Annotated in this window: 24 protein-coding genes; 3 read left to right on the top strand and 21 right to left on the bottom strand. The window is 65.6% G+C overall.

The genetic code is table 11. The annotated features are described in order from the left end of the window. Window positions 1–2: 2 nt before the first annotated feature. The 3 genes from Atep_RS02605 to rluD are packed head-to-tail and all read right to left on the bottom strand — an operon-like array spanning window position 3 to window position 2,267. On the bottom strand, window positions 3–542 hold the full coding sequence (locus Atep_RS02605) for a glycine cleavage system transcriptional repressor (RefSeq protein WP_236786389.1): 540 nt from the start codon (window positions 540–542) through the stop codon (window positions 3–5). Continuing rightward, entirely contained in the window at window positions 542–1,306 is a 765-nt protein-coding gene (gene pgeF, locus Atep_RS02600) for a peptidoglycan editing factor PgeF (RefSeq protein ID WP_213380150.1), read from the bottom strand. Before pgeF ends, Atep_RS02605 begins: the two co-directional genes overlap by 1 nt. Beyond that, a complete protein-coding gene (rluD, locus tag Atep_RS02595; protein ID WP_213380149.1) occupies window positions 1,287–2,267 on the bottom strand; it encodes a 23S rRNA pseudouridine(1911/1915/1917) synthase RluD in 981 nt (326 codons plus the stop codon). Before rluD ends, pgeF begins: the two co-directional genes overlap by 20 nt. A gap of 112 nt (window positions 2,268–2,379) precedes the next feature. Here rluD and Atep_RS02590 point away from each other — a divergent pair, with 112 nt between their 5' ends. Beyond that, window positions 2,380–3,207, top strand: a complete 828-nt coding sequence (locus tag Atep_RS02590; protein ID WP_213380148.1) for an outer membrane protein assembly factor BamD — start codon at window positions 2,380–2,382, stop codon at window positions 3,205–3,207. Between the two features lie 24 nt (window positions 3,208–3,231). Here Atep_RS02590 and Atep_RS02585 read toward each other — a convergent pair whose 3' ends face one another. The 4 genes from Atep_RS02585 to Atep_RS16390 form a co-directional block, all read right to left on the bottom strand. Then, window positions 3,232–3,570 carry a P-II family nitrogen regulator gene (locus Atep_RS02585; protein ID WP_012970016.1) on the bottom strand — a complete coding sequence of 113 codons (339 nt, stop codon included), beginning with the start codon at window positions 3,568–3,570 and terminating at the stop codon, window positions 3,232–3,234. A gap of 103 nt (window positions 3,571–3,673) precedes the next feature. Continuing rightward, window positions 3,674–5,257: an NAD+ synthase gene (locus Atep_RS02580; RefSeq protein WP_236786632.1), complete on the bottom strand. Its 1,584-nt coding sequence runs from the start codon at window positions 5,255–5,257 to the stop codon at window positions 3,674–3,676. A 175-nt stretch (window positions 5,258–5,432) separates the two neighbouring features. Next, window positions 5,433–5,879 (bottom strand): hypothetical protein, encoded by a 447-nt coding sequence (locus Atep_RS16395; RefSeq protein WP_236786387.1) that lies wholly within the window; start codon window positions 5,877–5,879, stop codon window positions 5,433–5,435. Window positions 5,880–5,904: 25 nt separating this feature from the next. After that, the gene (locus Atep_RS16390) at window positions 5,905–6,363 is read right to left on the bottom strand and encodes a hypothetical protein (RefSeq protein ID WP_236786385.1); all 459 of its coding nucleotides are present in this window, start codon (window positions 6,361–6,363) and stop codon (window positions 5,905–5,907) included. A gap of 257 nt (window positions 6,364–6,620) precedes the next feature. Between Atep_RS16390 and Atep_RS02570 the strand changes: the two genes are divergently transcribed. Together Atep_RS02570 and Atep_RS02565 are read left to right on the top strand one after the other, a co-directional pair. Continuing rightward, window positions 6,621–7,751 carry an efflux RND transporter periplasmic adaptor subunit gene (locus Atep_RS02570; protein ID WP_213380147.1) on the top strand — a complete coding sequence of 377 codons (1,131 nt, stop codon included), beginning with the start codon at window positions 6,621–6,623 and terminating at the stop codon, window positions 7,749–7,751. Window positions 7,752–7,814: 63 nt separating this feature from the next. Further along, window positions 7,815–10,973 (top strand): efflux RND transporter permease subunit, encoded by a 3,159-nt coding sequence (locus Atep_RS02565; RefSeq protein ID WP_213380146.1) that lies wholly within the window; start codon window positions 7,815–7,817, stop codon window positions 10,971–10,973. Here Atep_RS02565 and Atep_RS02560 read toward each other — a convergent pair. The 14 genes from Atep_RS02560 to surE all read right to left on the bottom strand — a co-directional run bounded on the left by Atep_RS02560 (window position 10,937) and on the right by surE (window position 24,109). Then, window positions 10,937–11,155: a DUF2835 domain-containing protein gene (locus tag Atep_RS02560; protein WP_213380144.1), complete on the bottom strand. Its 219-nt coding sequence runs from the start codon at window positions 11,153–11,155 to the stop codon at window positions 10,937–10,939. The two genes, Atep_RS02565 and Atep_RS02560, sit on opposite strands and share 37 nt — an antisense overlap. Before the next feature lie 50 nt (window positions 11,156–11,205). Beyond that, window positions 11,206–11,499 (bottom strand): PilZ domain-containing protein, encoded by a 294-nt coding sequence (locus tag Atep_RS02555; protein WP_213380142.1) that lies wholly within the window; start codon window positions 11,497–11,499, stop codon window positions 11,206–11,208. Between the two features lie 50 nt (window positions 11,500–11,549). After that, complete coding sequence (locus Atep_RS02550) at window positions 11,550–13,205, bottom strand: methyl-accepting chemotaxis protein (protein WP_213380140.1); 1,656 nt, start codon at window positions 13,203–13,205, stop codon at window positions 11,550–11,552. A gap of 112 nt (window positions 13,206–13,317) precedes the next feature. Continuing rightward, the gene (ccoS, locus tag Atep_RS02545; RefSeq protein ID WP_213380137.1) at window positions 13,318–13,542 is read right to left on the bottom strand and encodes a cbb3-type cytochrome oxidase assembly protein CcoS; all 225 of its coding nucleotides are present in this window, start codon (window positions 13,540–13,542) and stop codon (window positions 13,318–13,320) included. Window positions 13,543–13,556: 14 nt separating this feature from the next. Further along, on the bottom strand, window positions 13,557–16,088 hold the full coding sequence (locus tag Atep_RS02540; RefSeq protein WP_236786383.1) for a heavy metal translocating P-type ATPase: 2,532 nt from the start codon (window positions 16,086–16,088) through the stop codon (window positions 13,557–13,559). Between the two features lie 3 nt (window positions 16,089–16,091). Beyond that, window positions 16,092–16,619 carry a FixH family protein gene (locus Atep_RS02535; RefSeq protein WP_213380135.1) on the bottom strand — a complete coding sequence of 176 codons (528 nt, stop codon included), beginning with the start codon at window positions 16,617–16,619 and terminating at the stop codon, window positions 16,092–16,094. A gap of 37 nt (window positions 16,620–16,656) precedes the next feature. Continuing rightward, complete coding sequence (ccoG, locus tag Atep_RS02530) at window positions 16,657–18,096, bottom strand: cytochrome c oxidase accessory protein CcoG (RefSeq protein WP_213380133.1); 1,440 nt, start codon at window positions 18,094–18,096, stop codon at window positions 16,657–16,659. Window positions 18,097–18,114: 18 nt separating this feature from the next. Further along, window positions 18,115–19,014 carry a cytochrome-c oxidase, cbb3-type subunit III gene (ccoP, locus tag Atep_RS02525; protein ID WP_213380131.1) on the bottom strand — a complete coding sequence of 300 codons (900 nt, stop codon included), beginning with the start codon at window positions 19,012–19,014 and terminating at the stop codon, window positions 18,115–18,117. Continuing rightward, window positions 19,001–19,219, bottom strand: coding sequence for a cbb3-type cytochrome c oxidase subunit 3 (locus Atep_RS02520; protein ID WP_213380129.1), 219 nt, complete (start codon window positions 19,217–19,219; stop codon window positions 19,001–19,003). The genes ccoP and Atep_RS02520 overlap by 14 nt, the downstream gene beginning before the upstream one ends. After that, the gene (ccoO, locus tag Atep_RS02515; RefSeq protein WP_213380127.1) at window positions 19,212–20,012 is read right to left on the bottom strand and encodes a cytochrome-c oxidase, cbb3-type subunit II; all 801 of its coding nucleotides are present in this window, start codon (window positions 20,010–20,012) and stop codon (window positions 19,212–19,214) included. Before ccoO ends, Atep_RS02520 begins: the two co-directional genes overlap by 8 nt. 17 nt (window positions 20,013–20,029) lie before the next feature. After that, on the bottom strand, window positions 20,030–21,463 hold the full coding sequence (gene ccoN, locus Atep_RS02510) for a cytochrome-c oxidase, cbb3-type subunit I (RefSeq protein WP_213380125.1): 1,434 nt from the start codon (window positions 21,461–21,463) through the stop codon (window positions 20,030–20,032). A gap of 139 nt (window positions 21,464–21,602) precedes the next feature. Further along, window positions 21,603–22,616: an RNA polymerase sigma factor RpoS gene (gene rpoS / locus Atep_RS02505; protein ID WP_213380123.1), complete on the bottom strand. Its 1,014-nt coding sequence runs from the start codon at window positions 22,614–22,616 to the stop codon at window positions 21,603–21,605. Between the two features lie 75 nt (window positions 22,617–22,691). Next, window positions 22,692–23,360, bottom strand: a complete 669-nt coding sequence (locus tag Atep_RS02500; protein ID WP_213380121.1) for a protein-L-isoaspartate(D-aspartate) O-methyltransferase — start codon at window positions 23,358–23,360, stop codon at window positions 22,692–22,694. Next, the gene (gene surE, locus Atep_RS02495) at window positions 23,360–24,109 is read right to left on the bottom strand and encodes a 5'/3'-nucleotidase SurE (RefSeq protein ID WP_213380120.1); all 750 of its coding nucleotides are present in this window, start codon (window positions 24,107–24,109) and stop codon (window positions 23,360–23,362) included. The genes Atep_RS02500 and surE overlap by 1 nt, the downstream gene beginning before the upstream one ends. Between the last annotated feature and the right edge of the window lie 461 nt (window positions 24,110–24,570).

Genomic DNA, 24,570 nt, shown 5'->3' with positions numbered 1-24,570 from the left:
ACTCAACCGATCAGCAGGTCGACCGGGGAGACGTCCACCGACACGCCGCGCGCGGCCATCGGCACCAGCGCGTCGGCCAGGGCCTCGATGGTGCGGTCGCTGTAGCCCTGGATGTTCATGATGTAGACCGGACGCTCGCGCTCGCCGGCCACGTCCGAGTCCAGTTCCAGGATGTTGAAGCCCTGTTCGGCCAGGATCTCGGTCACATCGGCGACGATCCCGGCGCGGTCGGCGCCCGTCACCCGCACCTGGACGTTGGGCATCAGGTGCTGGTGCAGCCCGCCGCTCAATGGATCGAGATGGAGGCGCAGATCCAGTTCCCGGGCTACGGGCGCTAGGGCATCCAGGATCTCGGCGTCCGGGCGCGTGCTGCTGACCATCAGCATGATGGTGAAGTTGCCGCCGAGCCGGATCATCGAGGCTTCGCCCAGGTTGCAGCCGCATTCATACAGCGCGCGCGTGACGCGCGAGACGATCCCCGGCCGGTCGGCGCCGACCAGGGTCAAGAGGTTCCAGTCAGACAGAGTGTCCGTCACGGTCATCAGCTCCCATGGCTGTCGTTCGGCGCGAGCCAGATCAGGCTGGCCAGACGGCCGGTCGTGCCGTCGCGCCGGTAGGAAAAGAAACGTCCCGGCTGAGAGAAGGTGCAGTCCCCTCCCCCGTAGACCCGCTCGACACCGAGTCGCGCGAGCCTGAGCCGGGCGAGCTCGAAGAGATCGGCCAGCCGGCGTTCACCCTGAACCGTTCTTGGGCTGGGGCGAAAGGCGGTGGCAGTCTCGGAATGCTCGGCGATGAAAGCCGCGCACACCTCGGGACCGACCTCGAAGGCATCGGGTCCGATCGCCGGACCCATCCAGACCAGCAATCGTTCGGGCGCGACCGCCATGGCCGCCACCGCGCTCTCCAGCACGCCGCCGGCCAATCCGCGCCAGCCGGCATGGACCGCCGAGACGCGCGTTCCCCGGTCGTCACAGAGCAATAACGGCAGACAGTCGGCGGTCATGACCGCGCATACGACTCCGGGCGTGGTCGCGATCGCGGCATCGGCTTCAGGGATGGGCGCGACTGGGCATTCGGCCCTTGCCACGTCTCGACCATGCACCTGACGCAGCCACAGCGGTTCGGCGGGCAGGCCCAGATGCAAACACAGGAGTTCGCGATTGCGCGCGACATGCTCGGGATCGTCGCCGACATGATCGCCCAGATTGAGACTGGCGAACGGCCCCTGGCTGACGCCGCCCAGACGGGTGGTCGCACAGGCACGAACGGACGCCGGTGCCGGCCAGTCAGGCTCGATCAGCTCCATCGGCCACCTCCCGGCGAAACAACTCCAACAGTGCGTCGAGGTCTGGGGCCATCGGCACCTCCCACTGCATCTCGGCGCCGGTCGCCGGATGGATGAGTCCCAGACGGATGGCGTGCAATGCCTGACGCGGAAAACTCTGGAGCGCGGCGGCCAGCTCGGGGCGACAGCCGCGCGGCGGACGCGGTCGGGCGCCATAGGTCGTGTCACCGACCAGCGGATGATGGATGTGCGCCATGTGCACGCGAATCTGATGGGTGCGTCCGGTCTCCAGCTCGACGGCCAGCAGCGTATGCCCCGGATAGGATTCCAGGACACGATAATGGGTGATGGCCTCGCGCCCGTTGCCGACCACGGCCATCTTGACGCGCTGGGTCGGATGCCGGCCGATGGGCGCCTCGACCCGACCGCCCGCGATCAGAGTGCCCAGCACCAGGGCGCGATACTCGCGATGCACGACCCGCCGCTGGAGCTGCTCGACCAGCGCACAATGCGCCTGGAGTGTGCGCGCGACCACCATCAATCCCGTGGTGTCCTTGTCGAGCCGATGCACGATCCCGGCGCGCGGCAGGGTCGCCAGCTCGGGCGCATGGTGCAGCAGCGCGTTCTGGAGCGTGCCGTCGGGATTGCCGGCCGCCGGATGCACGACCAGTCCGGCGGGTTTATCGATCACCAGCAGATGATCGTCCTCATAGACCGGATCGAGCGCAATCGCCTGCGGCCGGTGCTCGTCGATCACGGCCAATTCGGCCTCGATGCGGATCGACTCGCCGCCCCAGACCTTGTCGCGCCCCCGGCACGGCCGGTCGTCGACCAGCACCTGACCGGCCTCGATCCATTGCTGGAGCCGACCGCGCGAGAACTCCGGCAGCAACTGCGCCAGCACGCGGTCGAGCCGGCCGCCGGCGAGATCGGACTCGACCCGGAGCGAGCGCCGGATGGTTTCAGTGGAAAAGGGCTTCATTCAGGCAGCGTCCGGCCGGTCGAGTGCGCGCGGCGAAGATCCACGGTCAGACCTTCGCCAAGACGGGGCTTCGGGTATACTGGGAGCGTTTCGAAACAGATACTCATGCGACATGTCACGAACGTTAACACGATTGACCGCGCTCCTGCTCGCCGTGACGCTCACCGGATGCGGGATCTTCGGCAAGGAGATCGATGAAACCGAGGGGTGGAGCGCCGCCAAGCTCTATTCAGAGGCCGCCTCCCAGCTCGACTCGGGCTCCTACAAGCGCGCCATCGAACTCTATCAGAAGCTCGAGGCCCGCTATCCCTTCGGGCGCTATGCCATGCAGGCGCAACTCGATGTCGCCTATGCCCATTATCGGGCCGACGAACCCGAGGAGGCGCTCGCGGCGGCCGACCGCTTCATCAAGCTCTATCCCCAGAATCCCTATGTCGACTATGCCTACTATCTGAAGGGTATCGTCAACTACAACCGCAGTATCGGCTTCCTCGACCGCTTCATCCCGACCGACGCCTCACAGCGCGATCCGGGCTCGGCGCTCGACGCCTTCAAGGACTTCGCGATCCTGGTCGAGCGCTTCCCGAACAGCAAGTACGCCGAGGACGCGCGCCAGCGCATGATCTATCTACGCAGCAACCTGGCCATGAACGAGGTCCATGTCGCACGCTACTACATGAAGCGAGGGGCCTATCTGGCGGCGGCCAATCGCGCCAACCACGTCATCCAGCACTATCAGCGCACCAGCGCCGTGGATGATGCGCTCGAAGTGATGATCGACGCCTATCGCGCGCTCGGCAAGGAGGATCTGGCGGCCGACGCCAAACGGGTGCTCGACCTCAACCGCCAGCAGGGGCGCTTCATCGCCGACGAAGTCCGGCCCGAGAAGGTCGATCTGGCACGCCGGCTCTGGGACTATCTCCAGCTCGACCGGAACTGAGGCCGAAAGACCGAGCCGCGAGGCTCAGATCGCGGCCTCGTTCTCCTCGCCGGTGCGGATGCGCACCACGCGCGTCACATCCGAGACGAAGATCTTGCCGTCACCGATCTTGCCGGTGCGCGCGGCCGTGGTGATGGCATTGATGCACTCCTCGACCTGATCGTCGGCCAGCACCAGCTCGATCTTGACCTTGGGCAGGAAATCGACCACGTACTCCGCGCCGCGATAGAGCTCGGTGTGGCCCTTTTGACGGCCGAAGCCCTTGACCTCGATCGCCGTCATGCCCGTGATGCCGGCCGCCGACAGCGCCTCGCGCACGTCGTCCAGCTTGAAGGGTTTGATGATCGCTTCGACCTTTTTCATGCAGCTCTCCCGTTAAGCCGTATCCGCTGAATCAATCACGGATCAGTATAAGTGGACCGCCGGGGGATGAACAGCACCGGGGACGCGCGGCACCCGGCTTCGGCTAGAAACCGCTGGTGATCGGATAGCGCCGGTCGCGTCCGAAGGCGCGTTGCGAGATACGCACGCCGGGCGGGGCCTGACGGCGTTTGTACTCATTGCGGTCGACCAGCCGTGCCACGCGCCTGACCACATCGGCCGGATAGCCGCGCGCCACGATGGCGTCCACGCCCTCGTCGTCCTCGATATAGAGTTTGAGGATGGCGTCGAGCAGGTCATAGGGCGGCAGGCTGTCCTGGTCGGTCTGGTCGGGACGCAGCTCGGCCGAGGGCGCGCGCTCGATCACCCGCTCCGGGATCACCGGCGAGCGGCCGTTGCGATAGCGCGCCAGCCGGTAGACCAGCATCTTGGGCACGTCCTTGATCGGCGCGAAACCGCCGGCCATGTCGCCATAGAGCGTGGCATAGCCGACGGCCATCTCGCTCTTGTTGCCCGTGGTCAGCAGGATACGCCCGGACTTGTTGCTGATGGCCATGAGGATGATGCCGCGACAGCGCGCCTGGATGTTCTCCTCGGTGACGTCCGCCGGCCGGCCGGCGAAGACGGGTTCGAGCAGGTCGAGAAAGGCCCGGAAGGCCGGCTCGATCGGGATGACGCGGCTCGACACGCGCAGGCGGCGGGCCTGTTCGAGCGCATCCTCGTTGCTCATGTCGGCGGTGTAGCGCGAGGGCATGAGCACGGCCTCCACCCGCTCGGCGCCGAGTGCATCCACGGCGATCGCCAGCGTCAGGGCCGAATCGATGCCGCCGGACAGTCCAAGTACCGCACCCTCGAAGCCGTTCTTGCGCACATAGTCGCGCACGCCCAGCACCAGCGCCTCGTAGATCGTCTCCTCCTCGCCGGGCCAGTCGGTGAGAGGTTCGGCCCCCGCCGTGACGGGTACCCCATCGGCATCGAGCTTGAGGACGAGCGTCGTTTCGGTGAACACGCTCGCGCGGTGCGTGATCCGGCCATCGGGATCGACGACGAAGGAGGCCCCATCGAACACCAGTTCGTCCTGACCGCCGACCAGATTGGCATAGAGGATGGTCAGGCCATGGGCGCGCGCGCGACGCGCTACCAGCGCTTCGCGCTCGGCGATCTTGCCGCCGTGGAAGGGCGAGGCGTTGAGATTGAGCAGCACCTGGGCACCGGCCTCGGCGGACTCGCGGGTCGGCTCCTCCCACCAGATGTCCTCGCAGACGCTCAGACCGAAACGCAGTCCGCAGTGCTCGAAGACGGTGGCACCCGTGCCGGGCTGGAAGTAGCGTTTTTCGTCGAAGACGCTGTAGTTGGGCAGATGCTGTTTGGCGTACTCGGCGAACAGGGCGCCGTCGCGGATCACACCGGCGACGTTGAACAGCCCGCCGACCGAGGCGCGCGGGTAGCCGAGTACCAGGGTGATGCCCTGTATCTCCGACTGGAGACGCTCCAGCGCCGTCTCGACTCGCGCGATGAACTCGGGGCGCAGCAGCAGATCCTCGGGCGGATAGCCGGTCAGGGCCAGCTCGGGGCAGACCAGCAGATCGACGCCCTGCTCGCGCGCGCGCTGAGCTGCCGCGATCAGACGCTCGGCATTGCCGGCCACGTCGCCGACCAAAGGGTTCATTTGCAGGATTTCGATACGACAGGACACGTTCGCGGCTCCGTGGAGTGCGGTGGGATCGGTGAATTGGGCCTCGGCCATGACTTCACCGCCATGACGGGCCGAGTCATAGCGAGACAGCCGTTGTTCCAGTGTGGGTTGTCCGTCGTCGACCGAAGCAACGGTCATGCGCTCATCCTCAGCCGTCGGCCTCGATCCGTGCGATCAACTCGCCCAAGACCTGTTCGGCGCGGTCGTTGTCCACCTGACAGGTGCCGGCGGCCTGATGCCCGCCGCCGCCGTATTCCAGCATCAGCTCGCCGACGTTGGTCTTGGAACTGCGGTCGAAGATGGATTTGCCGGTGGCGAATACCGTGTTCTGCTGCTTGACGCCCCAGAGCACATGGATCGAGATGTTGCACTGCGGAAAGAGCGCATAGATGATGAAGCGGTTGCCGGCCCAGATGGTCTCCTCGCCGCGCAGATCCAGCACCACCAGATTACCGTGGACGGTGGCGCAGCGCCGGATCTGCTCCTTGCACTTCTCTTCCTGCTCGAAATACAGATCGACCCGTTCGCGGACATCGGGCAGGGCGAGGATCTGGTCGATGTCGTGGTTCTTGCAGTAGTCGATCAGATCCATCATCAGGCTGTAGTTGGAGATGCGGAACTCAACGGAAGCGCCCGAGTCCGGTGCGTGCGTCCATCAGAAAGTTCAGCAGCACCCAACCCGTGGGGTGCAGCACTTCTTCCTGATCGAACTGAGCCGAATCGCCCTTGTCGACCGCCGCCATCATCTCGTCCCAGGCGACCGGGAAGGCGTCGTGACCGCCGTAATGGCGCCACACCACGCGCGCCGCCGAGGGGGCGTCCGGGTCGATGATGTGATTGTCGTGCCGGCCGGTGCGCAGGGTCTCGGACAGGTGATGATCGAAGGCCAGATGCACGCCCCCGACATAGGGCAGATTGGTGGTGATGTCGCGGCCGCTGATGGCGATCTTGCCGTCCTGCATGTCCTTGGGATGGACGAAGGTGATGTCGTCGATCAGATCCAGATGCTTGAGCAGGACGGCGCACACCAGGCCGTCGAAATCGCTGCGGGTGACGAGGCGGAACTTCTGGTCGGACATATGGCGTCTCCGGCTGGGTTGGATGGCGGTCGGTCTGACGGGCATGATACGCAAGATGCTTGGCCGTTGGCACTCGGCGTCCATCCCGACGATGAGCGCATCTGGCGATTCCCCCGGAATTGGCCCATGATTGAAGCATCCAAGGCAACCTGAGCCGGCTGCTCGGCGCCGAGACGGCAGGTCGCGTACAGGAACAGATCGAGCAGTTCGAGTACACTGAGGCCCTGGCGCAGCTTCGGCACGGTTCCTAGGAAAACATGCTACGCAAAATTTTCATGACGGCCATCGCCGTTTCTCTCCTCATCGGCGCCCTCGTCTATGCCAAGCTCGGTCAGTTCTCGGCGATGGGCCGGGCCGCCGAAGCCATGGCGGTCCCCCCCGAGACGGTCACGGCGGTGACGGTGGACGAGGCGCTCTGGGAGCGATCGATCGCCGCCGTCGGCACCCTGGAGCCGGTACAGGGGGTCATGGTCAGCGCCGAGGTCGGCGGGCGGGTGACACGCATCGACTTCGCCTCCGGCGCGGCGGTGAAGGCGGGCGATGTCCTGCTGCGGCTGGATACGTCCAGCGAAGAGGCCCAGTTGGCCTCGGCGGAAGCCGCGGCCACCCTGGCCAAGGCCGACCTGACCCGCGTGCGGGCCATGGATGCGCGCAAGCTGTCCTCGCAGGACGCTCTGGATGCCGCCGAGGCCAAGGCGAAAGAGACCCAGGCCCAGGTCGTCAACATGCGGGCGCTGATCGCCAAGAAGACGGTTCGCGCGCCCTTCGGCGGCCGCCTCGGACTGCGTCTGGTCAATCTCGGGCAGGTGTTGCAGGAAGGCGATCGGATCGTCTCGCTGCAAACCCTGGATCCGATCTATGTCGATTTTTCCATCCCCCAACAACGGCTCGGCGACCTGCGTCACGACATGACCGTGCGTGTCCGCGCCGACGCGGCCCCGGACGAGACCTTCTCCGGCGCCATCATCGCCGTGAGCCCGGAGGTCGATGCCGTCACCCGCAGCGTTCGGGTGCGCGCCCAGATCGCCAATCCCGGCGAACGACTGCGCGCGGGGATGTTCGCCAGGGTCGAGGTGGTGCTGCAGGATCGGCAGCCGGTCCTGCCGGTTCCGGCCACGGCGGTGCTCTATGCGCCCTATGGGGATTCGGTGTTCGTGATCGAAGAGCGGAAAAACGACACGACCGGCGCGACCGAGCCGGTGCTGCGCCAGCAGTTCGTGCGCCTCGGACGCGCGCGCGGCGATTTCGTCGACGTGACCGACGGACTGAAGGCGGGCGAGACGGTCGTCACCAGCGGGGTCTTCAAGCTGCGCACCGGCATGACGGTGGTGATCGACAATCGGCTCGCTCCGGCCGCCGGTCTGGAGCCGAACCCGAGTGATTCCTGATATCCAGATTCCGGTTTCCACCCGGACACGAATCCCTGTGAGGCAGGGTAAGGACGTACCCAGGTGAAAGGCTTTACCGATCTGTTCATCCATCGGCCGGTGCTGGCCATCGTGGTCAACCTGCTGATCGTCATCGCCGGTCTGAGCGCCTGGAATTCGCTCAGCGTGCGCCAGTATCCGGTCAGCGAGAACGCCTCGGTGCAGATCTCGACCGTCTATGTCGGCGCCGGCGCCGAGCTGGTGCGCGGCTTCATCACCACGCCGCTGGAACGCGCGATCGGGGCGGCCGAGGGCATCGACTACATCGAGTCCAAGAGCCTGCAGGGCATCTCGATCATCACCGCCCGCCTGAAGCTCAACTACGACTCGACCAAGGCCCTGACCGACATCTCGTCCAAGGTCGATCAGGTTCGCAACGAACTGCCCGTCGAGGCCCAGGTGCCGGCGATCAGCGTGCAATCGGCCGACTCGGAGTTCGCCGCCGCCTATCTCAGCTTCGCCTCCGACATCCTGTCGCCGGAGCAGATCACCGACTATCTGAGCCGGGTGGTGCAGCCGCGGCTGGCCTCGGTCGCGGGCGTGCAGCGCATCGAGATCTTCGGCGCGCGCACCTTCGCGATGCGCGTCTGGCTCAAGCCCGAGCGCCTGGCGGCACTGGGCATCAGCCCGGCGCAGGTGCGCGAGGCGCTGGCCGCGAACAACTATCTGGCCGCCATCGGCAGCACCAAAGGCGCCCTGGTGCAAACCACCCTGGCGGCCAACACCGATCTGCGCAGCGCGGAGGATTTCCGCCGCCTGGTGGTCTACCGGCAGGGCGACACCATCGTGCGTCTGGAAGACATCGCCGATGTCGAGCTGGGCGCCGAGGACTACGACACCCTGGTGCGCTATTCCGGGCAGACGGCGGTCTTCGCCGGCGTCTTTCCGCAACCCAATGCCAACGTCATCGAGGTGATGCGCGGGGTGCGCGCGGAACTGGACCAGTTACAGCAGGACATGCCGGCGGGCCTGGAGGCGAGCATCGGCTATGATGCTTCCGCCTATGTGAGCGACGCCATCCACGAGGTCACGGGCACTCTGGTCGACACCCTGCTGATCGTGATCCTGGTGATCTTCCTGTTCCTGGGGTCGGTGCGCTCGGTGCTGGTGCCGGTGCTGGCCATCCCGGTGTCGCTGATCGGCGGCATTTTTCTGATGCAGTTGTTCGGCTTCACCCTGAACCTGCTGACCCTGCTCGCCATCGTGCTCTCGGTCGGTCTGGTGGTCGACGATGCCATCGTGGTGGTCGAAAACGTCGAGCGCCATCTGCGCGAGGGACGCACCCCGCGCGAGGCGGCCCTGCTCGGCGCGCGCGAGCTGGTGTCGCCGATCATCGCGATGACGGTCACGCTGGTGTCGGTCTATGTGCCCATCGGTCTGCAGGGCGGGCTGACCGGGGCGCTGTTTCGCGAATTCGCCTTCACGCTGGCCGGCGCCGTGACCATCTCCGGCGTGGTGGCGCTGACGCTGTCGCCGACCCTGTCGGCCAAGCTGTTGCGTAGCGCGCAGGACGAAGAGCGCGGTCTGACCGGCTGGCTCAACCGGCGCTTCGACGCCCTGCGCGCAGCCTATGGACGCGCCCTGGGCGCCACGCTCGAGGCCCGGCCGGCGGTCTATCTGGTGTGGGTGGTGGTGAGTCTGTGCACCGTGCCGATGTTCATGTTCTCGCCCAAGGAGCTGGCGCCGATCGAAGACCAGAGCGTGCTGTTCGGCATCATCAACACGGCGGCCAACGCGACGACCGATCACAATGCCGTCTATGCCGAAGCCGCCGAACGGATCATGCTGGACGTGCCGGAGACCGAGCTGACCTTTCAACTGCTGTTTCCGCCATCCATCGGCGCCACCGTGGGTGCCGACGGCTTCAGCGGCATGGTGGTCGAGCCCTGGGGCGAGCGCACCCGCACGGTCTCGCAGATGCTCCCCGACGTCCAGGCCGAGGTCTCCAAGATCCCCGGCATCCAGGTCTTCATGACCACTCCCCCTGCCCTGCCGGGCGGGAGCAATTTCCCCATCGAGTTCCTTATCACCTCGACCGGCGATGTCGAGCGACTGCTCGAGCTGGCCAAGGAGCTACAGGAACGCGCCGCGCAGAGCGGGTTGTTCTTCTTCCCGCCCGATATCGACCTGAAGCTCGATCAACCCCAGGCGACCCTGGTCTTCGACCGCGACAAACTGGCCGCGCTGGGGATGAACCTGGCCCAGGTCGGCGCCGACCTCGCTGTCGCCACCGGCGGCGACTTCGTCAATCGCTTCAATATGGCCGATCGCAGCTACAAGGTGATCCCGATGATCAAGCGCATCGATCGGCTCACCAGCGAGCAGCTCGGCGCGATTCATGTCACAGGTCCGGACGGTCGGATGATCCCACTGTCGGCCGTGGCGCACATCGAGCACGGCGTCGTGGCGCGCTCGCTGAATCGCTTTCAGCAGCTCAATGCGGTCAAGCTCTCGGGCATGAGCGCCCGCACCCTGGACGAGGCGCTCGGCTTCCTGGAGAAGACCGCGCGCGAGATCCTGCCGCCGGGGTACGGCATCGACTACACCGGCGAATCGCGCCAGCTACGCACCGAGGGCAACAAGTTCCTGCCCGCCTTCTCGCTGGCGGTGTTGATGATCTATCTGGTGCTGTCCGTACAGTTCAATTCCTTTCGTGATCCAGTCGTCATCCTGGCCGGCTCGGTGCCGCTGGCGCTGTTCGGCGCCCTGATCTTCACCGTCCTCAAGATGCCCGATCCCAACATGCCGCACTGGACCAGCGGCTGGACCACGACCATGAACATCTATGCCGAGGTCGGTCTGGTCACGCTGGTCGGGCTGATCGCCAAGAACGGCATCCTGATCGTCGAATTCGCCGGCAAGCTCCAGGAGCAGGGCCTGAGCAAGCTGGACGCCGTGCATCAGGCGGCCATGATCCGGCTGCGCCCGATTCTGATGACCAGTATCGCCACCATCGCCGGTCACTTCCCGCTGGTGCTGGTCACGGGCGCCGGGGCTGCGGCGCGCAACTCCATCGGACTGGTGCTGGTCGGCGGCATGGCCATCGGCACCCTGTTCACACTGTTCGCGGTACCGGCGCTCTATGTGCTGCTGGCCAAGGAGAGACGCCGGGAGCCGTCTCAGGAGCTGTCGGCGCCGAGTGCCGTTCACTGGCGATCCAGCGAGACCAGCCGATTGTTCTGATCGATCGTGGCGCGAAACCGGCCCTGGATACCGGCATGGGTGACGAACTGACGCAGGTTGATCGCCGGAATGGACAATGTGCGCCCGTCATGGGCGCGCACGACCACACGCGCGGCCGAGCCCTGGTAATAACGCAGGTACTCGGTGCGCGGAATGTTCAGGCTGAAATAGAAGCAATGCATGGCTGGGCCGGTTGCAAACAGGCACGATGGGCATGGACGCGAGCGAGTCCTCAATCTCGGTCGAGCACGAACTCGACTGCGACCAGCCGTCCCTCTTCGTCCTGGCTCACGCGGGCCACGCGCGCGCGCCGGCGCAGCGGTTCGATCCTCGGATTCGGGCTGCTGACCAGGATATCCAGTTCCTCATCGGGCACGATCGGCCGTTCGGAGCGAAAAGCACATCCGGAGGCACTCAGGTTGATCAGGGCGGCGAGCATGGACTCACCCGTCGCCAGCCGGGTGATGACGACATCGGTTTCGGTCTCCAGGCGCCTGAATCCTCGGCGTTCGTCATTGGTGAGCATGGGGCACTTCCTCCTCTATGCGTGATGTCTCAACAGGAATCGCCCGCGGATCATATCTTGAATCGTCCCGAGCTTTCCTGGAGGTTCGCTGCGAGCCTGGCCAGTTCGCCGCTGGCGGCGGCCGCCTGCATCGCGCCATCCGAGATCTGGCCCACACTCTGCGACATCGACTGAATGTTGCGGTTGATCTCCTCGGCCACGGCCGATTGCTCCTCGGCGGCGCTCGCAATCTGTGTGTTCATATCATTGATGCGCGCGATGGCGGCCGCGATGGCACGCAGTGAATCACCGGCCTGACGTGCCTGGGCCACGCCCTCGCCGGCCCGGGCGCGTCCCTGATCCATGACGTCCACCGCGCCGGACGATCCGGACTGTACGCGCTCAATCTTGCCCTGGATATCCTGGATCGAGTCCTGGGTGCGGCTGGCCAGGGTCCGCACTTCGTCGGCGACCACGGCGAAACCGCGTCCCTGCTCACCGGCGCGCGCGGCCTCGATGGCGGCATTCAGGGCCAGCAGGTTGGTCTGGGCCGCCACGCCCCGGATCACATCGAGCACGGCGCCGATCTCGCGGCTGTCGTCCGACAGGCGGGTGATGACTTGGCCGGCCGTCTCGACTTCGTTGGCGAGCGCCTCGATGGCGGCGATGGCCTGCTCGACAACCCGGGAACCGGCCTCGGCCTCGCGGTCGGTCTCCTGGGCCGCGCGCGCGGCCTCGGCGGCATGGCGCGCGACCTCCTCGACCGTAGCCGTCATCTCATGGATGGCGGTGGCGACCTGATCGGTTTCGGAGAGCTGATGGCGAACCTGCTCGCTGGTCTCGTTACTGGTGAGCGACAACTCCTCGGCTGCAGCCGCCAGATGCGTCGAGACACCGGCGGACTCCTTGACCATCTCGTGGATGCGCTCGACGAAGAGGTTGAAGGTTCGTGCCAGATCGGCCAGCTCGTTGCGACCCTCGGCGGTCAATCGCTGCCTGAGGTCACCCTCACCCTCGGCGATCTCCCGCAGGCGTGCGGTGACCTGGAGGATGGGACCGGTGATCATGCCGGAGATCCCGAGGACGCCCAGGATACCGACTGCGACCACAGCCAGAAGCGCCACCCCCATTCCCAGCAGCATCTCGGTCATGCCCTCGGCGACGATGGCCTTGGCCCGTGTCTTGGGGATGCCGAGTCCGAAGGTGCCGATCACCTGACCGGCGGCATCGAACACGGGTTCATAGGCTGTCAGGTGCGGTTCGCCCAGTACATCGGATTCGCCCACATAGCGCTCGCCCCGTAACAATGGATCATGGGCGGCTGCCGAGGCGCCGAGCCGGGTGCCGAGCTGACGCCGCCCGTCGGCATCGCGCACACTGGTGGCAACCCGCACGAAATCCGTGCCATCGCGGGCAAAGAGACTGAAGACCAGACTCAGATCACGGCTGATGACATCGGGCATCTCCGTATTGCCCTCGACCGAGCGGCCCTGGGCGTCGATCAGCCTGCCGCCCTGAAGACTCAGTTGACCGAAGTCACGCTCGAGATAGAGCTTGGAGGCGCGCAGATCACCATCGGCCTTGGTGAGCAAGGTTTGATGTACGAGCGTTTCGGCCATGGAGGAGGCCGTGAGATAGGCAATCAGGACCAGCGCGGTGCCGATCAGCAGGATACCGGGGATGGCGGTGACTGCGAGCCGGGCGCGGATAGTGAGATTCTTCCACATGGGGGGTCACCAGCTTGGTTGGCAATAAAAATGGGGTTCCTGGTTTAATGCGTTCCTTGTTATGACACTTATGATTGTAGCCGCCCCGTTGCAGGCACGCATCCGGCTGGTTTCAACCCGGCGACGCTTCATCGGAGCGGGTCTCAGGCTCGGCGCCGGGCGGGCTGCGGGTATCGCTCCGGTCGCGATCGAGGATCTCGTCCTCGTCGAGCAGGAGGCGCTGTCCGTCACCCTCCAGGTCGTCGAACTGACCGCTGCGCGCGGCCCAGAACAGCACGGCGACCGCCGCTAGCCCCAGGATCAGCATTCCGGGGATCAGGCCATAGATGACTTCCATCGGGAGGCGCTCACTTAGGATGGGATTGGAGTCGACCGCGAATCCGAAGTCGATCGGATCGGGGACGATCGTTCACCGGAAGACTTGAAGAGCGCGCCGAGACGCGCCGAGTTGCCGATCACCGCCAAACTGCTCAGCGGCATGGAGACGGCGGCGATCAGCGGTGTGATGACGCCGGCCATGGCCAGCGGCACCATGATCAGATTGTAGAGGATGGAGAGTGCGATGTTCTGGCGGATGGTCGCCAGTGTGCGGCGCGAGAGTTCGGCGGCTTCCAGCACCCGTTCCAGCTCGCTCGACATGAGCACGATATCGGCGCTAGCGATGGAGACATCCGTGCCGCTGCCCATGGCGATGCCGACATCGGCGCGCACTAGGGCCGGGGCGTCGTTGACGCCGTCGCCGATCATGGCCACCGGCTCGCCGGCGCGCTGGAGATCGTCGATGACGCGGGCCTTGTCCTCGGGCAGCACCTCGGCGATCAGTTCGACCGCGCCGAGCCGTTTGGCGATGAGCGCGGCGGCGGCGCGCCGGTCGCCCGTCAGCAGTGTGACGCGAAGCCCCTGGTCGTGCAGACGTGCAACCACGGATTCGGCGCCCGGTCGCAGCCGGTCCTCCAGGCCCAGGCTCAGGCTCAGACGACCATCGATGGCGCACAGAATCCGGCTGGCCGGCTCGGCGGTCGACTCGGGATCGGACGGCAAGGCAACGCCCTGACGCGCGAGCCACTCCGGGCGCCCGATGGCGACGGCTCGACCCGCGACCCGCCCGGCGATGCCCAGGCCCGGCTCGACCTCGACCGCCTCTACCGTCAGCCCCCCTGGATCGATCCCAGCCCGCTCGCACAGATCCAGCACCGCCGTTGCCGCCGGATGCTCCGACAGCCGCTCCAGCGCCCCGATCAGACGCAGATCGACGCGCTGTACGTCGCTCAGCGCCGGCGACTCCGGATCGAGCGCGCGCCAATCGGCTCCGGCCCCGGCGATCGCCACCACGGCCGGACGCCCCTCGGTCAGGGTGCCGGTCTTGTCGAAGACCAGATGTCGGATGCTCGACAACCGCTCCAGCACCGCCCCGTTCTTGATCAGGATGCCGCGCGCCGCGCCCACGCCGGACGCGACCGCGACCGCCATCGGCGTGGCCATGCCGAAGGCGCAGGGACAGGTGATGATGAGCACGGCGGTCGCGGCGGTCAGCGCCAGTTCCAGATCGGTTCGCACCCAGATCAGGAAGGTCAGGGTCGCCAGACCCAGGGTCGCGGCAACGAACCAGGGCACGATGCGGTCGGCCAACCGCTGGATCGGTGCGCGGCTGGCCTGCGCCTCCTCGACCAGCCGGATGATGCGCCCGAGCGTGGTTTCGGCGAGCAGACCCGTGACCCGGACCCGGAGCACACCTGCCCCATTGATGGTGCCGGCCGAGACCCGGTCGCCCGCGTTCTTGGGCACCGGACGCGACTCGCCGGTCAGCATCGACTCGTCCACACTGCTGCGTCCGTCCAGGATCTCGCCGTCGACCGGGATACGCTCGCCGGGACGCACCAGCACCCATTCGTCGACAATGAGCGAGCGGATCGGCACCACCGCCTCGCCGCCGTCGTCCTGGAGTCGGGTGGCCACTTTCGGTTGAAGATCGAACAGTCGCTGGGTTGCCGCCACCGCGCGTCGGCGCGAGATCGCCTCCAGATAGCGCCCGACCAGGATCACGAACAGGAAGTTGACCACCGTGTCCCAGTAGACCGCGCCGATCTCGGAGCCGCCGAGCGTCACATAGAGCGAATAACCATAGGTGACACTGACCCCGATGGCGATCGGCAGGTCCATGCTCAGATGACCCGAGCGCAGACCCGACCAGGCGCCCCGGTAGAAGGGCGTACCCGAATAGAGAATGGTCGGGGTGGCGAGCAGAAAGCCGAGCCAGTGGAAGAGATCGCGGAACTCGCCCTGATCCGCGCCGCTATAGAGCGCGATCGAGATCCACAGCAGGTTCATCATGGCGAATCCGGCCCAGGCGAGCCGGAACAGCAGGGCGCGATTCTCGCGTGCGACGGCGCCCTCGGAGGCATCCGGATCGAAAGGCGTGGCGGCATAGCCCAGATCGGCCAGCCGGCGCAGGATGCGCGAGAGCTGGAGCCGGCCGTTGTCCCAGCGCACCCGCAATCGGCGTCCGGTGAGATTGACCCGCGCCTCCTCGACGCCGGGGAGCGACTGGAGTCCGCGTTCGATCAGCCAGACACAGGCGGCGCAGTGGATGCCCTCGACCAGCAGGTTGATCTCGCGGTCTGCGGCGGCGACGTCGGTGAACTCCTCCTGCACCGCGTCCAGATCGAAGAGCGCCAGATCCTTGGGCGGCTCGGGCGGCGGGCCGAGCAGGACGCCTTCAGGCGTGCGGCGGTAGAAGCCTTCCAGCCCCGCCGCATGGATGGCCAGACAGACCGACTTGCAGCCGGTGCAGCAGAAGGCGCGCTCGGCGCCGGCGACCGTGGCCGTCTCAGGCGCGCCGGCGGCGATCGGCAGACCGCAGTGGAAACAGTGCTCGCCATCCACCCGCTAGCGCGTCCCGACCGTCAGACGTTCGCCGACGCTGAACTCGTCCTCGCCCAGACGCGCGACGATCAGGGTGTCCCAGACGCCGATCAGCGGAAAAGCGGTCTCCACCACATAGCGCCCGCGATCCTCGCGGTTCATGCTCAGGGTGAAGTCGCGCGCGGCATCCGAGGGCCGATAGGCATGGAAGGTCACGGCCTCGGGATCGACCGGCTGACCGGCTTTGTCGACGAAGAAGACGCGGATGGCTTCGGTCTGACCGGCGTGCAGCGCCGCCGGGATGTCGGCCCGGATCAGCCAGCCCGGATCGCGTGCCTGACGGGTCAGGACGGTGCGCTCATAGTTCCGCCCGCGCTCGTAGTAATCGGCGTTGACCAGCCCCGGATTGGTCGCGAAGGCCAGATAGACCATGACCAGATTGACGGCCAGCACTACGACGATGAGCCCGATCCAGCCGAGCACCCAGGGATTGCGCAGGGCCGCGTTGGGCTGGAGATGAGCCTGAAAACGGGTTTGGATGTGGGTCATCATCGGCACTGGGCCTCGTGTGGCTCGGAGTTTCCGCCGCTCAATCGGAGCGCGGTTCGGGACCGACGAAGACGCTCTCACGCTCGGTCACGGCCGGCTCGCCCGCGGCACGTTCGGCCTCGATCCGGAAGACGATCGGCTGCTGCTCGGCTTCGAGCGCCTCGCGCGGGATACGGACGAACACGGTCGCCGGCGTCACGCCACCGGGCGTCGTCTCGATCGGCTGATCGGCGCCCATGAGCGTCAAGTCGTCATGCCCCGTGGCGCGAACGGTCACGGCCAGCGGCTCATGGGTCTTGTTGAGGATCTTGAGGGTGTATTTGTTCTGGATCGAGCCATCGCTCTGGAGCACGAACAGCGGCGCGCGTTCGTGCAGCACCCGCAGTTCGAGCGGGTCGAGCGAGGTCAATCCATAGAGGATGCCGGACAGCGACAACCCCAGGATGAGCACATAGACCCAGACGCGCGGCCTGAGCCACAACCGACTGGTCGAACGCCCTTCGAGTTCGTCGAGCGAGGCATAGCGAATGAGTCCGCGCGGTCGACCGACCTTGTCCATGACCTGATCACAGGCATCGAGACAGAGCGCACAGGTGATGCAGCCCTCCTGTTGACCGCGCCGGATGTCGACCCCGGTCGGACAGACGGCCACGCACTGATTGCAGTCGACGCAATCGCCCGTCGTCCGCTCGCCTTCATCCTCGCGCTTGAACCGACCACGCGGCTCACCGCGCCGCTCGTCATAGGTCGGCACGATGGTCGAGCGGTCGAGCATCACGCCCTGGATGCGCGCATAGGGACAGAGCCAGAAACAGGTCTGCTCGCGCAGGAAACCGGCCAGGACATAGGTGCCGGCCGTGAAGAGTGCGACCGTGATATAGGCCGCGCCATTGGCCTGACCGGTGAAGAAGGTCCACCACAGCGTCGGCGCGTCGGTGAACCAGGCCACGAAGCTGAATCCGGTCAAAAAGCCGATCAGGAGCCACAGACTATGTTTGATTGCGCGCAGTTTGAGCTTCTCCAGGGACATCGGCGCCGCGTCGAGCTTGCGCCGCGCCGCCGGCGGACCTTCCAGCCGCTCCTCGATCCAGGTGAAGACATCGGTCCAGACGGTCTGGAAGCAGAAAAATCCGCACCAGACCCGCCCGACGAGCGCCGTCATCACCGCCAGCAGAATGGCGAAGAACAGCAGCAGCAGCGATAGCATCCAGAAGTCCTGCGGCAGCACCGTCACCGAGAACAGATGGTACTGACGGTTGGGGATGTCGAACAGCACCGCCTGCCGGCCATCCCAGCGCAGATAGGGGCCGAGCAGATAGATCAGCCAGACCGAGGACAGCGCCCATTTGATCGTCCGCCAGCGGCCGGGAATCCGCTTGGCATGGATGGTCTGGCCGCCGGCATTGACGTGCCGGTCGTCGGCCTCGGCATAGAGCGCATCGACCGAGACCGGCTCGATCGATTCAGGATCGGTGTTCAATTGGGCCACATCCGGACATCACATCCCGCCGCCGAGCGAGTGGACATAGACGACCAGCTTCTTGATGTCCTGCTCGCTGAGTTTGCCGGCCGGTTGCGCAAAGGCCGGCATCACGGCGCTACGGCTCTCGGGGACGTCCTTCCGGTTGACGCCATAGAGGATGGTGTGTCGCGCACTCTCGAAACCGCCCGGCTCGAAGCGCCAGATGCCGTCACGCAGATTGGCCGCGCCCACGCCGATGAAGTCGCCGTCGGGCAGATCGACCACATGGCCATTGGCGGTCTGACCGTGACAGGCCACGCACCCCTTGGTCCGGAACAGATTCCAGCCCTCCTCGCTCCCGCCCTCGCCGCCGGTCTCGGCCATCGCGACCGCCCAGTGAGCCAGCGTGTCGACTTCCGCCTCGGTGAGCATGGTCTTGTGCGCCGGCATCAGCGACTGACGCCCGCCCGTGATGGTCTCGGTAAGCTTGGCCGTGGTGCCGCCATAGAGCCAGTCGTCGTCGGCGAGCACCGGATAGCCCGGATTGCCCTGCCCGCCGCTGCCGTGACAGGCGGCGCAGTTGTCGCCGAACAGCACCTTGGCCGAGGCCAGTGTGTACTGCTTCAGCCCCGGATCGGCCAGGATCTGATCGGCACTCAATTCGCGAATCCGGTCCTCGAACTCGGCGCGCTTGGCTTCGATGCGCTCGACGCCCTTCTCGTACTCCTTGATCTGGGTCCAGCCGAGCAGACCGCGATTCGGCTCCTCGCCGATCGGCCAGGTCGGATAGAGGATCGAATAGCCGACGACCCAGATGATCGACAGCCGGAACCCCTGCATCCACCAGCGCGGCGGCGGATTCTTGAGCTCGCGGATGTTGTCGTCCCAGACATGCCCGGTGTTGTTCTCGCCTGGAAAGGGATTATGGTCGGCCATCGTGATCTCCGGAGGGCGCGTCGTCCTCGTCCTCGAACGGGATGTGCTTCCTGGATTCGAGCGACTCCCGGTTCTTGGGACGAAAGACCTGAAAATAGGCCAGGATCATCAGCAGGAAGATGAGGACGGTCAGGATGGTGCCGATCCAGTCGTTGACCGTCATCGCCTCCCAGTCGGTCGCGAAATACTCGACGAGGCTATTCACGATAGGCCTTGGCGTCATCGAGCTTGACCATGGTGCCGAGCACCTGGAGATAGGCGACCAGGGCGTCCATCTCGGTCTTACCTTCGAGCAGGAACTCGGCGGCGGCGATGTCGGCCTCCGTATAGGGCACGCCGACCTGTCGCATGCCGCGCATGTGACGCTGCATCCGCGAGCCTGTGCCCGCCGGCCAGATCGTGAAGCCGAAGACCCGCAGCGACATGTCCGGATCGGCCGCCGTTTCGTCGAGCCAGGGATAGCTGGGCATCACCGACTCGGGCACCAACGAACGCGGGTCGTACAGATGCCGGCGCTGCCAGTCGTCGGAATACTTGCCGCCGACGCGCGCCAGATCCGGGCCGGTGCGCTTCGAGCCCCATTGGAAGGGATGATCGAACATGGACTCGGAGGCGAGCGAATAATGCCCGTAGCGTTCCTTCTCGTCACGGAAGGGCCGGATCATCTGCGAATGACAGAGATAGCAGCCTTCGCGCTGATAGATGTCGCGTCCGGCCAGCTCCAGCGCCGTGTAGGGCCGCACCCCGTCGCCCGGCTGCCAGTTCCATTGCACCTTGCCGGCGTCATCCAGGGTGACGATGGGTTCCTTGCCCGCCTTGTCCCAGACGATCTCGGGGAAGGCATTGTGCTCCATGGTGTTCTTCAGATAGAACAGGGGCACGATCTCGACCAGTCCGCCCACCGAGAGCACCAGCGCGGTGGCGATCAGCAGGCCCCAGATGTTGACCTCCAGCCATTCCTGAAAGCTCTTGACGCGAACCTTGGCTCTGTCGCTCATTGTCGATACTCCCCGCTTCAGGCCATGGACGGGAGGGTGCGCGCCTGTTGCAGGCGACCCTCGACGACGGATTTGCGCACGGTCATGAGCACGTTGAACAGCATCACCGCCGCGCCGAACAGGAAGAGTCCGCCGCCGACGGCGCGCATGGCGTAATAGGGATGCATGGCATCGACCGATTCGACGAAGGTATAGGCCAGGGTGCCGTACTCGTCATAGGCGCGCCACATCAGGCCCTGCATGATCCCGGACACCCACATGGCGACGATGTAGATCACGGTGCCGATGGTCGCGGTCCAGAAATGCAGGTTGATCAGGCGCTCGGAGAACATCTCGGTGTGATAGAGCCGCGTCATCAGATGATAGATGGCGCCGATCGAGATCCCGGCCACCCAGCCGAGCGCACCCGAGTGCACATGGCCGATGGTCCAGTCGGTGTAATGCGAGAGTGCGTTGACGCTCTTGAGCGCCATCACCGGCCCCTCGAAGGTCGACATGGCATAGAAGGCCAGCGCCATGATCAGGAAGCGCAGCACATAGTCGGTGCGCAGCCGATCCCAGGCGCCGGACAGCGTCATCATGCCGTTCACCGCGCCGCCCCAGGACGGAATGATCATGGCCAGCGAGATCGCCGCCCCCAGCGAGCCGGTCCAGTCCGGCAGCGCCGTGTATTGCAGATGGTGCGCGCCGAGCCAGACATAGCCGAACATCAGCGCCCAGAAGTGGATCACCGACAGCCGGTAGGAATAGACCGGACGCCCCGCCTGCTTGGGCACGAAGTAGTACATGATGCCGAGGAAGCCGGCGGTCAGATAGAAGCCGACCGCGTTGTGTCCCCACCACCACTGGATCATCGCGTCCTGCACCCCGGAGAAGATCGAGTAGGACTTGAAGAGTCCGACCGGGATCGCCAGACTATTCACGACATGCAGATAGACGATCATGATCATCATGCCGAGGAAGAACCAGTTCGACACATAGATGTGCGAGGACTTCCGGTTGGCGATGGTCATGATGAAGTTGAAGGTGAAGGCCAACCAGACCACGGCGATCAGGATGTCGATCGGCCATTCCAGCTCGGCGTATTCCTTCGACTGGGTCAGACCGAAGGGCAGCGTCAGCACCGCCAGCACGATGACCGCGTTCCAGCCCCAGAAGGTGAAGCGCGCCAGCTTGTCGCTCCAGAGCCGCACCCCGCAGGTGCGCTGGACCGAATAGAAGGCCGTGGCCATCAGGGTACAGCCGCCGAAGGCGAAGATGACGGTGTTGGTGTGCAGCGGTCGCAGCCGCCCGAAGGAGAGATAGGGACTGTCGAAGTTCAGGAACGGCCAGGCCAGTTCCGAGGCGATATAGACACCGAAGCCCGCGCCCAGGACCAGATAGACCACGGCCATGATCGTGAACCGGCGCACGATGTCGAAATTGTACTTCTGCTCCAGACTGGCTTGCATGGACCCTCCCGAAACCGTTGGACACAGCATGAAGGCAAGGAGGCCATCCGGCCTGGAACTGGCGCGTATCGATCCGGCGGCGCCGATTGACGAATCTCAATGGATCGCGGGCGGAAAGTCAACTAGGGAACGTCAATGGTCATTTGAAGAAAGACTCGACCGAAAACCCTTCGCTTTCGAGGATATCGCGCAGCCGGCGCAGTGCATCCATCTGGATCTGACGCACGCGCTCGCGGGTGACGCCCAACTCGCGCGCGACGCTTTCGAGCGTCGAGTTCTCATAGCCGTGCAGACCGAAACGCCGCTCGACCACCTCGCGCTGTTTCTCGTTGAGCAGACCGAGCCAGTGCTCGATGTTGACGTGGATGTCGTCGCCCTGGATGCGCTCGGTGGGGTCGCTGGAGCCGTCGTCCTGGAGCATGTCGACCAGCGGCTTGTCGGCGTCCTTGCTGTAGGGCGTGTCGACCGAGGTGATGCGCTCGTTGAGACCCAGCATCCGCTTGACCTCGTTGATCGGACGGTCGAGCAACTGGGCGATGTCCTCGGAGGTCGGATCGTGGTCCAGGCTCTGCGCGAGCTGGCGCGACGCCTTGAGATAGATGTTGATCTCCTTGACCACATGGATGGGCAGGCGCACGGTGCGCGTCTGATTCATGATCGCGCGTTCGATGGTCTGGCGGATCCACCAGGTCGCATAGGTCGAGAAGCGAAAGCCGCGCTCGGGGTCGAACTTCTCGACCGCCCGGATCAAGCCGAGATTGCCCTCCTCGATCAGATCCAGCAGCGGCAGACCGCGATTGAGATAGCGACGCGCGATCTTGACCACCAGCCGCAGATTGCACACGATCATGCGCTGACGCGCCGCGTTGTCGCCGGCCTGGGCGAGGCGGGCGAACCGGATCTCCTCCTCGGCGGTCAGGAGCCTGGACTCGCCGATCTCGTTGAGATAGATCCGGGTGGCATCGAAATCGGCCTCGGAGGCCTCAATGAGACGCTCGCCCGCCGCGTCGGGCGAGTCGCCGTCGAGCAGTTTGATCTCGTCCGAGTCGGGGCCGGACTCGATCGGCTCCGAGTCCTCGCCCATCATCAGGAAGGATTCACTATCGACATCGGACAGGTTTTCAGGGGTCTCGCGGTCTTTGGCGCTCGACATCCACATCCTCCGGCACGGGACGAAGCTAGACGATGATACGGTTTACCCTATTCGTGGCGTCCATGTTCACACTTGTCAAGCGACCCCAGCCAGCAGGGGCACGAAGCTGGCCGGCTCCAGGATCTCGTGACCGAAGCCGCCGCGCGCCAGCCGCACCAGCCGCACCAGACTCTGGCGCGGCCCCTCGCCGATCGGCAGCACCATGATCCCGCCGGGCGCGAGCTGCTCGGCGAGCGCACGCGGGATGCCGCGCGGGGCGGCAGTCACCATGATGGCGCGATAGGGCGCGTACTCGGGCCAGCCCTGGGCGCCGTCGCCGTGGCGATAGCGGACGTTGCGCATCTTCAGCGCGCCGAGCCGTTCCTGGGCACGCTCGAACAGCTCGCCGACACGCTCGACGGTGTAGACGCGCCGCACCAGCGAAGCCAGAACGGCGGTCTGGAACCCCGACCCCGTGCCGATCTCCAGCACGGTGTCGGGCGTGCCGTGCTCCAGCAGGGCCTGGGTCATGCGCGCCACGGTATAGGGTTGGGAGAGGGTCTGACCATGTCCGATCGGCAGCGCCGAGTCCTCGTAGGCACGGCTGGCGAGCGCCTCGTCGACGAACAGATGGCGCGGCAGTGTGCGCATCACGCGCAGCACCTCGGGCGAGTCGATCCCGGCGTCCATCAGACGCCGGATCAGACGCTCGCGCGTGCGTCTGGAGGTCATGCCGATGCCCGGATCGAGCAGGGTCGCGGTCATCATACGCATCCGATCAGCCAGGAACCGAGCGACTCCAGGGCGGAATGGCGGGTCAGGTCGACCTGTAGCGGCGTGATCGAGACGAAGCCCGAGCGCACGGCCTCGAAGTCCGTGCCGGGTCCGGCGTCCTGTTCGGGACCGGCCGGCCCGATCCAGTAGATGAGCCGGCCGCGCGGATCGCGGGCCTCGACCACCGACTCGGCCTTGTGCCGATGTCCCAGCCGCGTGGCCTTGAAGCCCTGGAGTTCGGCATAGGGCCGATCCGGGACGTTGACGTTGAGGATGATGTTGGATTCGAGCGGGTTCTGACGCAGACGCTCGACCAACCGGACCGCCACGCGCGCGGCGGTGTCGAGGTGCTGGGGCGCACTCGAAGCCATAGAGACCGCGATCGAGGGCAGTCCCAGGAAGCGCCCCTCGGTGGCGGCGGCGACCGTGCCCGAGTAGAGCACGTCGTCACCCAGGTTCTGGCCATGATTGATGCCGGAGACCACGATGTCCGGCTCGATCGAGGGCAGTCCGGTGAGCGCCAGATGCACACAGTCGGTCGGCGTGCCGTCGACCTGGATGAAACCGTTGGGCATGCGTTTGGCGCGCAGGGGTCGGTCGAGCGTGAGCGAGTTGCTCGCTCCGCTGCGGTCACGATCCGGGGCCACCACCACCACCTCGCCCAGGGCCGTCAGGGCCTCGGCCAACACGATCAAACCGGGTGACTGATAGCCGTCGTCGTTGCTGACAAGGATTTTCATCAGTTCTTCCGCGAGAAACCCCGTCCTTCAGGGCGGGGAGGGAGAGCGGCTACGACCGTGCAGCCGCCGGAAACGGGTGCAGGCTTTCCACCTGCCGGGCCGTGCGGCTCTGCCCGTAAGGGCCTGGTGACGGTGCGGCGTCTCACGACGCGACACGCTCCCCTCGCCAATGTGTGCAACCGGCTCCCGCCTCGCGGCGGCGATCGGAACCTTCGGCGTTTTACCTTGCGCCTGCATGATCTCGACCTTTCAGAGCGGCGGACTGAGGAAGCATCCGCCGGTGAGTCTTAACGACCTGTTGCACACGGAGCCCCTTTCGACCTTCCCGGTCAGGCGGGCTGAGGCTGGTCAACCCAGCTTGCTCTCACAAGCTCCGCCCTTCAGGGCGGGGTAGTTGACCGTTTCTTTGAGCGTCTCTTGGTATCGCCGGGGATCATACTCCATGGACGCCGATCGGGCAT

Source organism: Allochromatium tepidum, from assembly GCF_018409545.1.
GTDB classification, from domain to species: Bacteria; Pseudomonadota; Gammaproteobacteria; order Chromatiales; family Chromatiaceae; genus Thermochromatium; species Thermochromatium tepidum_A.
This window is presented reverse-complemented; position numbering and strand designations above follow the sequence as displayed.

Bases quoted from the DNA above. Each gene is read 5' to 3' on its own strand.
- Atep_RS02605 (WP_236786389.1), bottom strand. From the start codon at position 542: ATGACCGTGACGGACACTCTGTCTGACTGGAACCTCTTGACCCTGGTC.
- pgeF (WP_213380150.1), bottom strand. From the start codon at position 1,306: ATGGAGCTGATCGAGCCTGACTGGCCGGCACCGGCGTCCGTTCGTGCC.
- rluD (WP_213380149.1), bottom strand. From the start codon at position 2,267: ATGAAGCCCTTTTCCACTGAAACCATCCGGCGCTCGCTCCGGGTCGAG.
- Atep_RS02590 (WP_213380148.1), top strand. From the start codon at position 2,380: ATGTCACGAACGTTAACACGATTGACCGCGCTCCTGCTCGCCGTGACG.
- Atep_RS02585 (WP_012970016.1), bottom strand. From the start codon at position 3,570: ATGAAAAAGGTCGAAGCGATCATCAAACCCTTCAAGCTGGACGACGTG.
- Atep_RS02580 (WP_236786632.1), bottom strand. From the start codon at position 5,257: ATGAACCCTTTGGTCGGCGACGTGGCCGGCAATGCCGAGCGTCTGATC.
- Atep_RS16395 (WP_236786387.1), bottom strand. From the start codon at position 5,879: ATGATGGATCTGATCGACTACTGCAAGAACCACGACATCGACCAGATC.
- Atep_RS16390 (WP_236786385.1), bottom strand. From the start codon at position 6,363: ATGTCCGACCAGAAGTTCCGCCTCGTCACCCGCAGCGATTTCGACGGC.
- Atep_RS02570 (WP_213380147.1), top strand. From the start codon at position 6,621: ATGCTACGCAAAATTTTCATGACGGCCATCGCCGTTTCTCTCCTCATC.
- Atep_RS02560 (WP_213380144.1), bottom strand. From the start codon at position 11,155: ATGCATTGCTTCTATTTCAGCCTGAACATTCCGCGCACCGAGTACCTG.
- Atep_RS02555 (WP_213380142.1), bottom strand. From the start codon at position 11,499: ATGCTCACCAATGACGAACGCCGAGGATTCAGGCGCCTGGAGACCGAA.
- Atep_RS02550 (WP_213380140.1), bottom strand. From the start codon at position 13,205: ATGTGGAAGAATCTCACTATCCGCGCCCGGCTCGCAGTCACCGCCATC.
- ccoS (WP_213380137.1), bottom strand. From the start codon at position 13,542: ATGGAAGTCATCTATGGCCTGATCCCCGGAATGCTGATCCTGGGGCTA.
- Atep_RS02535 (WP_213380135.1), bottom strand. From the start codon at position 16,619: ATGATGACCCACATCCAAACCCGTTTTCAGGCTCATCTCCAGCCCAAC.
- ccoP (WP_213380131.1), bottom strand. From the start codon at position 19,014: ATGGCCGACCATAATCCCTTTCCAGGCGAGAACAACACCGGGCATGTC.
- ccoO (WP_213380127.1), bottom strand. From the start codon at position 20,012: ATGAGCGACAGAGCCAAGGTTCGCGTCAAGAGCTTTCAGGAATGGCTG.
- ccoN (WP_213380125.1), bottom strand. From the start codon at position 21,463: ATGCAAGCCAGTCTGGAGCAGAAGTACAATTTCGACATCGTGCGCCGG.
- rpoS (WP_213380123.1), bottom strand. From the start codon at position 22,616: ATGTCGAGCGCCAAAGACCGCGAGACCCCTGAAAACCTGTCCGATGTC.
- Atep_RS02500 (WP_213380121.1), bottom strand. From the start codon at position 23,360: ATGACCGCGACCCTGCTCGATCCGGGCATCGGCATGACCTCCAGACGC.
- surE (WP_213380120.1), bottom strand. From the start codon at position 24,109: ATGAAAATCCTTGTCAGCAACGACGACGGCTATCAGTCACCCGGTTTG.